We start from the raw sequence: 14,175 nt of genomic DNA on the forward strand, positions 1-14,175 counted from the left end.
GGCCCCAGGGGCGGATTCCGGGGGCCGGACTGTCAGTGGCGCCGTCTAGGGTTCGACGTATGACGCCTGTGCCTCCTCCCGCAGTCGAACTCTCCGCCGACCAGGCCCGCCGCATCGCCCTGCGCGCTCAGGGCTTCCTGGGGGCCCCGGACCGCCGGGCAGGGGTGCCGGGGGTGCTGCGCCACCTCGGCGCGGTCCAGTTGGACACGATCTCGGTGCTGGCCCGCTCGCACGAGCTGATCCCCTACGCCCGGCTCGGCTCGGTGGGCCGCCGGACGGTGGAGGACGCCTACTGGTCGGGCGGCCGCACCTTCGAGTACTGGTCGCACGCCGCGTGCATCCTGCCCGTCGAGGAGTGGCCGCACTTCGCGTTCCGCCGCCGCGCCTACCGCTCCCGCCCGCACTGGCACCACGATCTGCCCGACGGCGTGTACGACACCGTGATCAAGCAGCTGCGCGACGAGGGCCCGCTGACGGCCACCGAGCTGGGCGGCGCGAAGAACGGCGGCGAGTGGTGGGACTGGTCGGCGTCCAAGGTCGCCGTCGAGCGGGCCCTGATGTACGGCGAGGTGGTGTGCACCGAGCGGCGCGGCTGGAAGCGGATCTACGACCTGGCCGAGCGGGCCATTCCGGACACCGTGCTGCACGACGAGCTGAGCGACGCCGAGTGCCGGCGACGGCTGGTCGCGCTGGCGGGCAGGTCCCTGGGGGTCGGCACCCGTAGCGACATCGCCGACTACCACCGGCTGAAGGGCGAGGAGTTCGACGCGGTGGTGGCGGACTCGGGGCTGGTCCCGGTCGTGGTGGAGGGCTGGACGAAGCCCGCCTGGGCGGACCCGGAGGCCCTCGCCAAGGAGCCGCGCGGCCGCCATCGTACGACGCTGCTGTCGCCGTTCGACTCCCTGATCTGGGAGCGGGCGCGCACGGAGCGGATCTTCGACTTCACGCATCGGCTGGAGGCCTACGTGCCCAGGCAGAAGCGGATCCACGGCTATTTCGCGATGCCCTTGCTGGCGGGCGGGAAGCTCCAGGGCCGGGTCGACCCGGCGCGTGAGGGGACCACGCTGGTCGCCAAGCAGGCATCGTTGGCCGGCCCGAAGGCGGTGGCCCCGATGGCGGAGGCACTGGTGGAGGCGGCGGCCTGGGTGGGCTGCACGGACATCCGGGTCGACCGGGTGGACGCGCCGGAGCTGCGCGAGCCGCTCCGGACGGAGATCGGCCACGCGTTCCGGCGCGCCTTTGGCTGACCGGCTACCGGCTACCGGATCTCCAGGATCTTCTCGCGCATGGCATAGACCACGGCTTCCATCCGGGAGTGCAGCTGCAGTTTCTCCAGGATATTGCGGACGTGGTTCTTCACCGTGTTCTCGGAAATGAACAACTCCTTGGCGATATCCCGGTTGTTCATGCCGGTCGCCACGAGCTTCAGCACCTCCAGCTCACGCTCGGTGAGCCGGGGCGCCGGCACGAGCCGCCGCTCGTCGGTGCGCTGGATCATCGATTTGAACTCGGTGAGCAGCTTGGAGGCCATGGAGGGACTGATCTGGGACTGGCCGTCGGCGACCGCGCGAATGGCCGTGGCGACCTCGTCGGTGGAGATCTCCTTGAGGAGATAGCCGGTCGCGCCCGCCTTGATCGCCTCGTAGAGGTCGGCCTCCTCGTCGCTGATCGTCAGCATGATGATCTTCGCGCTGGGGGCCACCTCCTTGATGGCGGTGCAGGCCTCGATGCCGCCGCGCTTGGGCATCCGGACATCCATCAGAACGATGTCGGGCAGCAGGTCGGCGGCCTTGTCGACCGCCTCGGAGCCGTCCCCTGCCTCGCCGATGACCTGGATGTCCTCCTCCTGCGCGAGGACGATCTCCAAGCCCCTGCGGAAGAGCGCGTGGTCATCGACCACGAGGACCCTGATGGGCTCCCTGCGTGAAGCGCCGTCCACGTCCGCGCCGGTGTACGCACCAGCGTCGTCGTCGGAGTCGTTCGCATCACGCACGGGCCCGAAGGTGTCCGCCATCGTTCCTCCCCCTGAAGGCCACGGCCCAAGTGTCGGTCGTTCGCCAACGGCACCTCACGGAACACCGATTGGCTCGGTCCGCCATGATTCCATGCCCCGGCCCCGGCAGGGTGGTCCTGTGCCCGTGCGCGGGTGCCCCCGGTGGCGTGAAAACGCCCCGGGGGCACCCGCGCGATGTGGCCTCAGCCGGCGAGTGCACCGCCCGCGCCGCCTGCCTCGTCCGCGGCGAGCGGGTCGGTCCTCAGGTGGATGACGCCGTAGTCGTAGGCGTGTCGCCGGTAGACGACGCTGGGCTCCTTCGTCTCGGAGTCGACGAACAAGTAGAAGTCGTGGCCGACCAGTTCCATCTCGTAGAGCGCCTGGTCGAGCGACATGGGTGCGGCGGTGTGGGTCTTCTCGCGCATCACGAGCGGCCCTTCGCCCTGCACTTCGAGCGAGCCGATCTTCGTGGTGGGGACGGGCGCCGGCGACTGGTCACCGACCAGCTCACCGTCCTCGTCGAACGAAGCGACGCCGGGGACGACGTCCCCGACCTCGGCAGCAGACAGACGGCCGTTGCCACGGCGGCTGTAGCGCTTGTCGTGCTGCTTGCGCAGCCGGGCCTCCAGCTTTCCGGTGGCCAGATCAAGCGCTGCGTAGGGGTCGCCCGCCGCCGCTTCCGCCCGGATGACCGGTCCACGCGAGTGGAGTGTGATCTCCACCCGGTCGGAGCGGTCGGCCTGACGGGGATTCGGCTCCTTGGACACCTCGACGTCGACGCTGATCACCTTGCCGTCGAACTTCTGGATCTTGTCCAGCTTCAGCTTCTCGGCCACGTGCTTGCGGAACCGCTCGGGCACCTCGGTCTTGCGGCCCTTGACGACGATGTCCACGCAGAACTCCGTTCCCGGATCGCCCCGCTCGATGGCGGAGCATCTCCCTTTTGCACCAGGCCCCGGAGATCCCCAGGGCCTCGGACTCGGTGGCTTTCGCCTCCTCCTCCCCCGCCGGAGGGATCGCAATCCCACCGACTTTGCGTGCCTCTCTTACCGGTGAGTTACCTGCCCGAAAGCTGATGGTGCATTCATCGAGGTCCGGCCTTCACCGTTCCTCACAACCGAACATAGCCTGCGCACCCAGGTATCGGCACCCGCTACTGGCGCGTACCTCCGTTCAGGGGGTACTGGCCTCTCATTACCTGCAACGATGCAGATTCTCGGTCAGTTCCGGTTTATTTCGAAGGCGGAGGGAGAAGCTGCGACAACCGCCGCTCGGCACCCTCCGTGCACGGCAGGCTCCCGGTCGGTGCGGCACCCCTCTCCGACGGCCCGTGCCGCCTCCGCCAGCGTCGATCCCGTCGTCAACAGATCGTCGACCAGGATCACCCGGTCGTGACGGAGGAGTCCGCGCCGGAGGAGGCGCACCCCCGCCTCCGTGAGCTCCAGTGCGCCGGCCAGGTTCGCCCGCCGCTGCCGCGCCCCGAGCCCCGACTGGTCGGCGACCGTGCGCCGCTGCCGGAGCAGCGGGAGCACCCGGGCCGGCAGACCCGCACGCCGCAGCTCGCGCGCGGCCGTGACGGCGATCCTGCGCACCGGATCATGGCCACGGGCGGCGGTCGCGGAACGCGCGGAGGGCACGGGGACCAGAAGCAGAGGCACCGCGACCCTCGGAGACCCTGATCCACCGGGCGTCGCCGCAGCGCCCAGCTGCCCCGTCCCGGCCCGTACGCAACCCGCCAGAGCCCGTCCGAGCGCACCTGCCAGCCCGAGTGCCCCGCGCTCCTTGTGGGCCAGCAGAACCGCACGTACGGCGTTCTCGTACGGCGCGGCCGCATACACCGCCGGAAGCCCCGGCGGCCCGGGCGAGGGGCGGACCCGGCGGGCGGGCCCGCCGAACAGCGCGGCCCCGCAGGCCGCGCACAACTCGGTGGGCGGTCTGCCGCAGCCGGCACAGGCCACCGGCAGAATCAGACCGGACAGTTCCTGCCACACGCTCCGCATGACCCCACTGTTCCGCGCCCGCCGGAACCGGACCACCCCTGTGGAAAACCCCGGGAACCCGGCCGGAGAGCCGGCGCTCGACCCGGACTCCCGGGCGGCGAATCACCGGCTCCCGGATCAGCCGGGGTAGACCAACGCCTTGCCCTTCTTGAGGACCGTCTGCCAGTTGTCCCCCGGCGAGAGCTTCACGATGCCGTCGTCGACGGTCTCCGCCATCAGCGGAAGCTGTTCGTCGTCCGCCGCGGCGACCGACTGGACCTGGTTGACCCCGGGGAGCGCCCCCGAGGCCGACGTGGACCCGTCAGCCTGCACGTAACGCACCTGCTGGACGCCCCCCTCCTCCTTGCCGACCACCACCAGACGGCTCCGTCCCGACCAGGAGATGGCCGAAACGTCCGCGAGCTGCGGTGCGGCCTGGCGCAGATCCTCGACCGAGATCTCGGGCGCCACGGAGGACCCCCGGCGCTCGACCCGGCCGATGTTCAGCGTCGTACGGCCGTCCTTTGTCAGCAGCAGAGCGATCCGCACGCCGTCCGCGGACATCCGGAGCTCCTCGATCCGGGCGCCGTCGAGGCCGGGCACCCGGACCTCCTGGGGCTCGCCCGTGCCGTCGGCCAGCCGCAGCAGCCTGGGTCCCGCCGGATCACGGTCGGCGACCCACAGGTCGCCGCGGCCGTCCCAGCTCGGCGGCGACAGCCGGTCCGCGGCCTTCTTCGCCCCGCTGGTGACGAGGGGCTCGGCCAGTTCGCCCTCCGTCTCCAGGGAGGAGACGTAGAGGTTCTGCCCGGAGGAGGAGACCGCGGCGGCCCGTTCCTCGTCCCGGGCCACCCCGACGGATCCCATCGGGACGGTGCCCGCTCCCAGCGGACCGGTCACGGGCTCGGGGGTCCCGGTGTCGCCCGTGGCGCCGAGGACCCGCTCCACCTGGCCCTTGTCGTTGATGAAGTACTGGCTGTCGTCCCCTTCGGAACCACGGTCGGCGGAGAACTCCGGCGCGTCGTCGGCGTCCAGCGCGCAGAGCCGGCCCTGGCCGCCCTCCAGCTCCACCCGCTCGACCCGGGCCGAGGTCAGGTCCCGGAGCGTGAACAGCACCTGCGCGGCCATCATCCGGCAGGCACTCCGGCCCGCCGTGTCGGCCTTCTGGTTGAGCGGCACCTTCAGGACGTTCTGATCGTCCGGCGCCAGCGCGGTGACGCCCTTGCGCAGGGCGGTCCCCGTCGGGAACCGGGAATCGACGACGGGCCGCAGCCAGTTCGTCGGCCCGGCCAGCAGGGTCCTGACGGTCTGCGTCGCGGTGTCCATCCGCGTGACGGGATCCGTACGGTTGCGTACGTAGACGGGGTCGGCGACGAGCGTCGACCGGCCGTTCGTGGCCCCGGTGGCGTAGTAGTACTTGTTCACGGAGCGGTAGAGCCGCTTGAAGTCGGACTGCCCGAGGACCAGGCCGTCCGGCACGACGTCGATGCGCCACTCCTTCTTGCCCTCCGCCACCTGTTCCAGCACCAGGTGCAGGGGCTGGGCGTAGGCGGTGGGTGCGAGCGGCTGGTAGGAGCTCTGGGCGTCGACCGTCGCGACCTTGTCGCCGGTCAGCGTGTAGGTCGTCTCCCGGTCCCGGGTGGCCCGGTTGTCCTCGTCGTGGAGCAGGGGGCCGCTGCGATTGGGGGCCTGGGCCAGCACCGTGGTGGTCCCGCCCGGCTGCCAGGTGCGCCGGGCGTCCGCGCTCAGATATTTCCGGGTGGTCGCGAACGCGGGATCGTCACTGGTCATCGACTCCAGGAAGCCGTCGACGATCTCGCTGGGCGGCGCGCCTTCCCGGGGTGCCACCGCATACACCTGCACCTGGGAGTCCCCGGGCTGCGAGGCGTCGACCGCCTTGACGTCCCCGGTCACCGGCATCGATCCGCAGCCGGCCAGCACGACGACGCCGCAGCCGAGCAGCACGGATATCCGCACCGCCCGCCCGTGGCCGCCCTGACGGCGGTCAGTACCCACGAGTGGTGTCCTCCTGGTCGGAATTCTGTACGCCGTTGCCCACGCCACCGGGACGTTCCGGGGCCTGGCGTGCCACGACGCGTGCACCGTTGCCGGGCAGCGCGGCGGGGTGCACCGACGAGGGCGCGCCGTTACGGACGGCGGGGCCGCGACCGGGCACGGGCAGCGGGGAACGGCCGGCCGCGCCGGGCTGGGGCGGGACGGACATCAGGCGGTGATCGCCCGACGTCCCCGACCCGGCCTCGTCGCGCTCCCGGTCCTCCCGGTTGCGCCGCGAGTCCTCGGGCTCCAGCGGTATCGGCGAACCGCGCAGGGGCTCGTCCGCCGTACGCGGCAGGGTCAGCCGGAACTGGGAGCCGCCGCCGGGCTCGCCCCAGGCCTGGAGCCAGCCGCCGTGCAGCCGGGCGTCCTCGACCGCGATGGAGAGGCCGAGACCGGTCCCGCCGGTCGTCCGGGCGCGCGCCGGGTCGGCACGCCAGAACCGGTTGAAGACCCGGGTCGCCTCGCCGGGCTTGAGCCCGACCCCGTAGTCCCGGACGGCCACGGCGACCGCGCCCTGTGCGACGCCCATCCGCACCACGACGTCCCGGCCCTCGCCGTGCTCGACGGCGTTGACGACGAGGTTGCGCAGGACGCGTTCGACGCGGCGGGCATCGGCCTCGGCGATCACGGGCTGGTCGTCGCCGACGACCAGGATCCGGGTGCCCTTGCGCTCGGCGAGCGGCTCGGCGCCGCCGATCACCCGGTGCACCACGGTCCGCAGGTCTATCGGCTCGGCCTCCAGGGCCGCGGCGCCCGCGTCGAAGCGGCTGATCTCCAGCAGATCGGCGAGCAGCGACTCGAACCGGTCGAGCTGGTCGCCCAGCAGCTCGGCGGAGCGTGCGGTGACGGGGTCGAAGTCGGCGCGGGCCTCGTGGATGACATCGGCGGCCATCCGCACGGTCGTGAGGGGGGTCCGCAGCTCGTGCGAGACGTCGGAGACGAAACGCCGCTGCATCCGGGAGAGCTCCTCCAACTGCTGGATCTTCAGCTGGAGGTTCTGGGCCATCTTGTTGAAGGCCTCGCCGAGCCGGGCGATGTCGTCCTCGCCGGTGACCTTCATCCGTTCCTGGAGCTTGCCCGCGGAGAGCCGCTCGGCGATACCGGCCGCCATCCGCACCGGGGTGACGACCTGCCGCACCACGAACCAGGCGATGGCCCCGAGCAGCACGACGACGAACAGCCCGGCGGTCGCCAGGGTCGTCTTGACCAGGGTCAGGGACTTCTCCTCCTGCGTGAGCGGGAAGAGGTAGTACAGCTCGTAGGGCTGCTGATCGATGTCGTAGAGCCGCTTGCCGACGACGAGCCCCGGTTGCGACGCGTTGCCGTACGAGTACCGGATCAGGGAGTACGTCTGGTAGGCGCCCTGCCCCTTGCTCACGTTCTGCCGCAGGCGTTCGGGCACGCTGGACGCCTCGACGCTGCCGGAACCGCGCGCGGCACGGCTGCCCGCCCCCTCGGTCACGGAGTCGGCGCTGAGCGCCACCACGTTGAAGGCGTTCTTGCCGCCGCTGGCGAGCTGGTCGACGAGCTCGGTACGCCAGGAGGTGCTCCCGGTCATGCCGTCGGCGCCCTCGCTCCCCTGGCCGCCGGGGGCGAGGGGAGCGTTCGCCTTCTCCTGGGCGGCAGCGAAACCACCGGCGGCCTGGGTCTGGGCGGCCTTGCCCTTGGCGTCGAGCAGGCCGTTGCGCACCTGGCCGATGACGACGAAGCCGAGCAGCAGCACGACCCCGATCGACATCAGGAGAGTGCCCGCGACCACGCGGAGCTGCAGATTTCGCCGCCACAACCGGACGGCGGGCAGCAACGGACGGCGCACCCACCGCATCAGCAACCGCGGTACGGGCCCGCCGGGCGTCCGGTCCTCGAACAACCGGCCGCCCTGCAGGAAACGGCTCATACGTGACGCCTTCCGACCCGAGCCGGCAGCCCGCTCCGTACGGACTCCCGGCTCACCGGGCCCCGGAGCAGCGCTGCCTCGGGCCATCTCAGCTCGGTCCGGCCTTGTAGCCGACGCCTCGGACCGTCACCACGATCTCCGGCCGTTCCGGGTCCTTCTCGACCTTGGAACGCAGACGCTGGACATGAACATTCACCAGGCGGGTGTCGGCCGCGTGGCGGTAACCCCACACCTGCTCCAGCAGGACCTCACGGGTGAAGACCTGCCACGGCTTGCGGGCGAGCGCGACCAGCAGGTCGAACTCCAGCGGAGTCAGGGCGATCGACTGCCCCTCCCGCTTCACGGAGTGGCCGGCCACGTCGATGACCAGGTCACCGATGGTCAGCTGCTCCGGCGCGGGCTCTTCGGACCGCCGCAGACGTGCCCTGATCCGGGCGACCAACTCCTTAGGTTTGAACGGCTTGACGATGTAGTCGTCGGCCCCGGACTCCAGGCCGACCACGACATCGACGGTGTCGCTCTTGGCAGTGAGCATGACGATCGGCACACCGGACTCGGCCCTGATCAGCCTGCACACCTCGATGCCGTCCCTACCGGGCAGCATGAGGTCGAGCAGCACCAGGTCCGGCTTGGCCTCACGAAATGCGGCCAGTGCCTTGTCGCCGTCCGCTACGAACGACGGCTCGAAACCTTCTCCACGCAGCACAATCCCGAGCATCTCGGCCAGTGCGGTGTCGTCGTCGACGACAAGGACGCGTCCCTTCATAATCGACATCATCCCATTAGCTAATCGTTACCTGCGATGACCTGGCACACAGCTCGGCCAGTCCGACCCCCGTGACCGGGGAAATTGCCCCCTCCTCGGTGACGATCGCCGTGATCAGTTCCGGCGGTGTGACATCGAAGGCCGGGTTGTACGCCGGAGCTCCGAGGGGTGCGACGACGATCCCGCCTCCACCGGTGGCCGATACACCTTGTGGCGATGTGAGCTCCGTCACTTCTTGCCCGGAACGCTGCTCGACGACGATCGATGTGCCGTCCGGGGTCTCCAGATCCACGGTCGTCGTCGGGGCCACCACGATGAAGGGCACGTGGTGGTACTTCGCGAGCACGGCCAGCGGGTAGCTCCCCACCTTGTTGGCCACCGAGCCGTCCGCGGCGATGCGGTCGGCGCCTATGAGCACCGCGTCGACCTCCCCCGCCGCGAACAGGGATCCCGCCGCGTTGTCGGTGAGCAGGCTGTAGGCCAGCCCGTTCCGCGCCGCCTCGAACGCGGTCAGCCGCGCCCCCTGGAGCAGCGGCCGTGTCTCGTCCACCCACAGCCGTCGCAGCCGCCCCTGCCGGTGCACCCGCAACGCCACCGCGAACGCCGTCCCCTCACCCCCCGAGACCAGCGCCCCGGTATTGCAGTGGGTCAGCAGCTGGTACGCCCGGCCCGGCAGCAGCTCCTCCAGCAGCGCCTCCCCGTACTCGGCCATACGCCTGCTGGCCTGGGCATCCTCCCGGTGCAGCGTCCGCGCCTCCGCCAGCGCCGCCGCGGCGGCCGCCTCGTCGCCCTCTCCCTTCCCGGAGGCCGCCCAGTAGGCCGCCGCCACCCGCCGCACCCCGTATCCGAGGTTCACCGCGGTGGGCCGCGCCCCCTCCAGCAGTCCCGCCGCCTCCGCGACGTCGAAGCCCCTCGCCGCCGCGAGCGCCACCCCGTACCCCCCGGCGATCCCGAGCAACGGAGCCCCGCGCACCGCCAGCGTCTGGATCGCCCGCACGAGCGCGGGCACATCGGTGCACACCAGCTCGACCTCCTCGGCGGGCAGCCGCGTCTGGTCGAGAAGCACCAGCACAGGGCCTTCCGGAGGCTCGTCCCAGCGGAGTACGGAAAGCGCGGAGGGCTCGAAGCCCACCGATGATTGCGCGTCCTGATCAGCCATCTGTCCAGTCTGCCCGGTGAGCCACCCGCATATGAAGGTGCGAACGAGAAGGAGCGGCTGGTCCGCCCCGGACCAGCGCGTGGCACGATGGCTGCCAACCTGCCGCCCCGATGAGCGGTCAGGACGGTGAAGGAGCGAGAATGAACGACTCTCCGGGCTGGGCGTCGCCCGGATCTGCCCCCTCCGACGGCAAGGAGAAGGCGATCCCCCGCCCCTCCGACCCGCAGGACGGAAGCGGCCCGACGGGACAGTGGTCCCCCGAGCAGCCGCCCCCCGGGCAGTGGTCCCCACCGAGCAACCCCGGCGGCGGCCCCGGAACCCGGCCGCCCGCACCCGGCTGGGGCGGCGGCCCGCAGCGGCAGGGCTGGGCAGGACCGCCCCCGGCCGCAAAGCCCGGAGTCATCCCGCTGCGCCCGCTGAGCCTCGGCGAGATCCTCGACGGCTCGGTGTCCGCCCTGCGCGCCCACTGGCGGACGGCACTCGGCTTCAGCCTCACGATCTCGGTGGTCACCCAGATCGCCGCCATCCTCATGCAGCGCTACCTGCTGCCGGAACCGACCTCCATCGACCCGAACGCCACCGGCGCCGAGGCCCTGCGCCAGACCGCCGACTCGGCCCGATCGACGCTGCTCTCCCTGGCTCCGGTCTCCCTCCTCTCGATGATCGCCACGCTCTTCACGGCGTCGGTCGTCACCGTGATCATCAGCCGCTCCGTGCTGGGCCGCCCCACCACGCTCGCCGACTCCTGGGCCGAAGCCCGCCCCCGCGTCCTCCCCCTGCTCGGGCTGACCGTGCTGGTCGCCGTGATCATGGCCTCCGTCATGGCCGTGGGCATCGGCCCCGGCCTGTTGCTCGGCTCCGAGGCCGGAGCAGCCCTCGCCTTCCTCGGCTTCGCGGCCGCCTGCGTCGTCATGCTCTGGCTGAACGTCAGCTTCGCCCTCGCCGCCCCCGCACTGATGCTGGAACGGCAGAGCATCGTGGCCGCGCTGCGCAGGTCGGCGAAGCTGGTCCGGGGCGCCTGGTGGCGCACCTTCGGGATCCTCGCCCTGACCTATCTGCTGACCTTCCTGCTGACGTTCCTGGTCTCCATCCCGTTCGGCATCATCGCGGTCATCGCCGACGGAACCGACGTCAGCGACCTCTTCGGCGGTACCGCCCCCTCCGTCGGCTGGCCCTTCCTGATCGTCACCGGCATCGGCGAAGTGATCGTCTCGACGTTGATCTACCCCTTCGTCGCCGGTGTGATGGCCCTCCTCTACATGGACCAGCGCATCCGCCGCGAAGCCCTGGACCTCGACCTCGCACGGGCCGCCGGCCTGCCCGGCTACGGCGACAACACAAACAGGAGCTGATGCGGTGTCGGGGGCGGGGGGCATCACCGGAGCACAGCAGGACATCGCAGCGGGCGACATACCCGTGGACACGCCACGTCTCCCCGCACGGGAGGCGGCCGAGAGCGAACTGTCCAAGCCGATGTACCACGAGAACGACCCGAACTTCCTCCAGCGCGCCCTGAACCAGTTCTGGGACTGGGTCGCCGGAGTGTTCGACGCCGCCGCGGGAGCCGCCCCCGGCGGCCCGGCCGGACTCGCCGTCCTGGTCGTCATCGTCATCGGCCTCGCCGCCGCCCTCTGGTGGCGGCTCGGCACCCCGCAACGCTCCACGCGGAGCACGGACGCGCTGTTCGACAGCACAGGCCCCCGCAGCGCGGCCCAGCACCGCGCCGCCGCCGAAGCACACGCCGCGGCCCTGCGCTGGACCGAAGCCGTCCAGGAACGAATGCGCGCCATCGTCCGGTCCCTGGAGGAGCGTGCCCTGCTCGACCCCCGCCCCGGCCGCACCGCGGACGAAGCCGCAGCCGAAGCGGGCCGCACCCTCCCCGAGCACACGGCCCGGCTGCGCGCCGCCGCCCGGAGCTTCGACGACGTGACATACGGGGGCCGCACAGCGGGCCAGTCGGCATACCTGTCCCTGCGCACCCTCGACCTCGAACTCGACGAGGCGAAGCCGCTGCTGCCCGGAACCTCCCGAGGAGCCACCGGATGACCGCGGCGACCACCGCTTCGCCCACCTCGACCGCGCCCTCCCCCGGCCAGGTCTGGACCCGCGCCCGAGGCATCCTGGCCGTCGTCCTCATCCTCGTCGTCGCCGGCATCACGTTCGCCGCCGTACGCTCCGGCACGGACCACGGGCAGCTCGACCCCCGCTCCGCGGACCCCAAGGGCAGCCGTGCCGTCGCCGAACTCCTCAAGGCACGCGGCATATCCGTCGCCGTTGCCACCACTCTCGACGAGGCCACCGCCGCGACAGGACCCGACACCACCCTCCTGGTCACCGGCCCCAACCTCCTGACCCGGTCGCAACAGCTCCGGCTGGACGAAGCGGCCTCCGCCTCCGCGGGACGCACCCTGCTGGTCGCCCCGGGACCGGGAGCCACGCACCGGGTCGCCCCAGGAATCCGCGCCGAGTCGCACCAGGCCGTCAATGCTCTCGCCCCGGCGTGCGAGCTCCCCGCCGCCCGGCGGGCCGGCACAGCGGACATGGGCGGAACCCGCTACACGACGCAGGACCCCACCGCCGTCGCCTGCTACCCGAGCGCAGGCCTCCCCAGCCTCATCGTCCTCCCGACCGGAGCGGGCGGCGACACCGTCGTCCTCGGCTCCCCCGACATCCTCCACAACGAACGCCTCGACAAGCAGGGCAACGCCTCGCTCGCCCTGCAACTCCTCGGTTCCCGTCCTCATCTCGTCTGGTACCTCCCCTCTCTCACCGATCCATCCGCAACAACCGATGACGGCGCCCCCGGCGACGGGAACGAAAAACAGTCGGAAGACGGAGCGAGGGACGACGCGGCCGACGAGAGCAGCTTCCTCGACCTCGTCCCCTCCGGCTGGCTGTGGGGAACGCTTCAACTCGCCCTCGCCGCCGTCCTCGCCGCCGTCTGGCGGGCCCGCCGACTGGGCCCCCTGGTCACAGAACGACTGCCGGTGGCCATCCGCGCATCCGAATCCGCCGAAGGCCGCTCCCTGCTCTACCGCAAGGCCAACGCCCGCGACCGGGCGGCCGATGCCCTCCGAGCCGCCAGCCGCACACGCCTCGCTCCGCTCGCCGGTGTGCCCGCCCGTGACGCGCACACCCCCGATGTCCTCCTCCCCGCCGTGTCCGCACGCGTCACCGCCCCGGACCGCGACCTCAGCACCCTGCTCTTCGGTACGGCTCCCTCCACCGACGCCGCCCTGGTCCTCCTCGCAGATCAACTCGACGCCCTCGAAAGAGAGGTACGCACTTCATGAGCGCCCCGACCCCCGAGCCGGCAGAGCCCACGGCGCCCGCGGCAGCCCCCGTGATGCCCACGGATTCGGAGCCGTCCGACAGCGCCCGCGCCTCCTTGGAGGCTCTGCGCTCCGAGATCGCCAAGGCCGTGGTCGGGCAGGACCCTGCCGTCACCGGACTCGTCGTCGCGCTGCTCTGCCGAGGTCACGTACTCCTCGAAGGCGTGCCCGGAGTCGCCAAGACCCTGCTGGTCCGTGCACTCGCCGCTTCCCTCGAACTCGACACCAAGCGCGTCCAGTTCACCCCCGACCTGATGCCCAGCGACGTCACGGGTTCACTGGTCTACGACGCACGCACCGCCGAGTTCTCCTTCCAGCCCGGCCCGGTCTTCACCAACCTGCTGATCGCCGACGAGATCAACCGCACCCCTCCCAAGACCCAGTCGTCCCTTCTGGAGGCGATGGAGGAACGGCAAGTGACCGTCGACGGAACGCCGCGTCCCCTGCCCGACCCGTTCCTTGTCGCCGCGACCCAGAACCCCGTCGAGTACGAAGGCACCTACCCCCTCCCCGAAGCCCAACTGGACCGGTTCCTGCTCAAACTGACGGTTCCGCTGCCCTCGCGACAGGACGAGATCGACGTCCTCACGCGTCACGCCGACGGCTTCAACCCCCGCGACCTGAAGGCCGCCGGAATAAAGCCCGTCGCCGGCCCAGCCGATCTGGAAGCGGCACGCGAAGCTGTCGCGAAGACGACCGTCTCCCCCGAGATCGCCGGCTATGTCGTGGATATCTGCCGTGCCACGCGTGATTCCCCCTCACTCGCCCTCGGTGTCTCCCCCCGAGGTACCACCGCACTGCTGTCGACCGCCCGTGCCTGGGCCTGGCTGACCGGCCGGGACTATGTCATCCCGGACGATGTGAAGGCCTTGGCGCTCCCCACGCTCCGCCATCGCATCCAACTGCGGCCCGAGGCGGAAATGGAAGGAGTCACTTCCGACTCCGTCATCGCCTCAGTGCTCGCCCACGTCCCCGTACCCCGATGAGGCGGTGA

At 71.2% G+C, this 14,175-nt stretch carries 12 protein-coding genes; 5 read left to right on the plus strand and 7 right to left on the minus strand.

The window, feature by feature from the left end; all coding sequences use genetic code 11:
* The first annotated feature begins 59 nt into the window (after positions 1-59).
* Complete coding sequence (locus WQO_RS12855; RefSeq protein ID WP_032748829.1) at positions 60-1,247, plus strand: winged helix-turn-helix domain-containing protein; 1,188 nt, start codon at positions 60-62, stop codon at positions 1,245-1,247.
* A gap of 11 nt (positions 1,248-1,258) precedes the next feature.
* On the opposite strand, the gene WQO_RS12860 is transcribed toward WQO_RS12855, so the two are convergent.
* From WQO_RS12860 to mtnA, 7 genes are all read right to left on the minus strand, one after another.
* Positions 1,259-2,014: a response regulator gene (locus WQO_RS12860; RefSeq protein ID WP_010062179.1), complete on the minus strand. Its 756-nt coding sequence runs from the start codon at positions 2,012-2,014 to the stop codon at positions 1,259-1,261.
* A 182-nt stretch (positions 2,015-2,196) separates the two neighbouring features.
* The gene (gene hpf, locus WQO_RS12865; protein WP_010062180.1) at positions 2,197-2,886 is read right to left on the minus strand and encodes a ribosome hibernation-promoting factor, HPF/YfiA family; all 690 of its coding nucleotides are present in this window, start codon (positions 2,884-2,886) and stop codon (positions 2,197-2,199) included.
* Positions 2,887-3,213: 327 nt separating this feature from the next.
* The gene (locus tag WQO_RS12870) at positions 3,214-3,993 is read right to left on the minus strand and encodes a ComF family protein (protein ID WP_029182447.1); all 780 of its coding nucleotides are present in this window, start codon (positions 3,991-3,993) and stop codon (positions 3,214-3,216) included.
* A gap of 117 nt (positions 3,994-4,110) precedes the next feature.
* Positions 4,111-5,946: an LpqB family beta-propeller domain-containing protein gene (locus WQO_RS12875; RefSeq protein WP_029182448.1), complete on the minus strand. Its 1,836-nt coding sequence runs from the start codon at positions 5,944-5,946 to the stop codon at positions 4,111-4,113.
* A 28-nt stretch (positions 5,947-5,974) separates the two neighbouring features.
* Complete coding sequence (gene mtrB, locus WQO_RS12880; RefSeq protein ID WP_032748831.1) at positions 5,975-8,011, minus strand: MtrAB system histidine kinase MtrB; 2,037 nt, start codon at positions 8,009-8,011, stop codon at positions 5,975-5,977.
* 1 nt (position 8,012) lies between these two features.
* Positions 8,013-8,702: a two-component system response regulator MtrA gene (gene mtrA, locus WQO_RS12885; protein ID WP_007448372.1), complete on the minus strand. Its 690-nt coding sequence runs from the start codon at positions 8,700-8,702 to the stop codon at positions 8,013-8,015.
* Positions 8,703-8,706: 4 nt separating this feature from the next.
* Complete coding sequence (mtnA, locus tag WQO_RS12890) at positions 8,707-9,849, minus strand: S-methyl-5-thioribose-1-phosphate isomerase (protein WP_029182449.1); 1,143 nt, start codon at positions 9,847-9,849, stop codon at positions 8,707-8,709.
* Between the two features lie 140 nt (positions 9,850-9,989).
* Between mtnA and WQO_RS12895 the strand changes: the two genes are divergently transcribed.
* Genes WQO_RS12895 through WQO_RS12910 form a run of 4 tightly spaced genes read left to right on the plus strand, consistent with a single transcriptional unit; the run spans position 9,990 to position 14,167 of the window.
* Positions 9,990-11,201 carry a DUF7847 domain-containing protein gene (locus WQO_RS12895; RefSeq protein WP_010062186.1) on the plus strand — a complete coding sequence of 404 codons (1,212 nt, stop codon included), beginning with the start codon at positions 9,990-9,992 and terminating at the stop codon, positions 11,199-11,201.
* Between the two features lie 4 nt (positions 11,202-11,205).
* A complete protein-coding gene (locus WQO_RS12900; protein ID WP_010062188.1) occupies positions 11,206-11,895 on the plus strand; it encodes a DUF4129 domain-containing protein in 690 nt (229 codons plus the stop codon).
* The gene (locus WQO_RS12905; RefSeq protein ID WP_010062189.1) at positions 11,892-13,142 is read left to right on the plus strand and encodes a DUF4350 domain-containing protein; all 1,251 of its coding nucleotides are present in this window, start codon (positions 11,892-11,894) and stop codon (positions 13,140-13,142) included. Before WQO_RS12900 ends, WQO_RS12905 begins: the two co-directional genes overlap by 4 nt.
* Positions 13,139-14,167, plus strand: coding sequence for an AAA family ATPase (locus WQO_RS12910; protein WP_010062190.1), 1,029 nt, complete (start codon positions 13,139-13,141; stop codon positions 14,165-14,167). The genes WQO_RS12905 and WQO_RS12910 overlap by 4 nt, the downstream gene beginning before the upstream one ends.
* Positions 14,168-14,175 lie beyond the last annotated feature (8 nt).

Origin of the sequence: Streptomyces globisporus C-1027, from assembly GCF_000261345.2 — a bacterium.
In the GTDB taxonomy this organism is placed as follows: domain Bacteria; phylum Actinomycetota; class Actinomycetes; order Streptomycetales; family Streptomycetaceae; genus Streptomyces; species Streptomyces pakalii.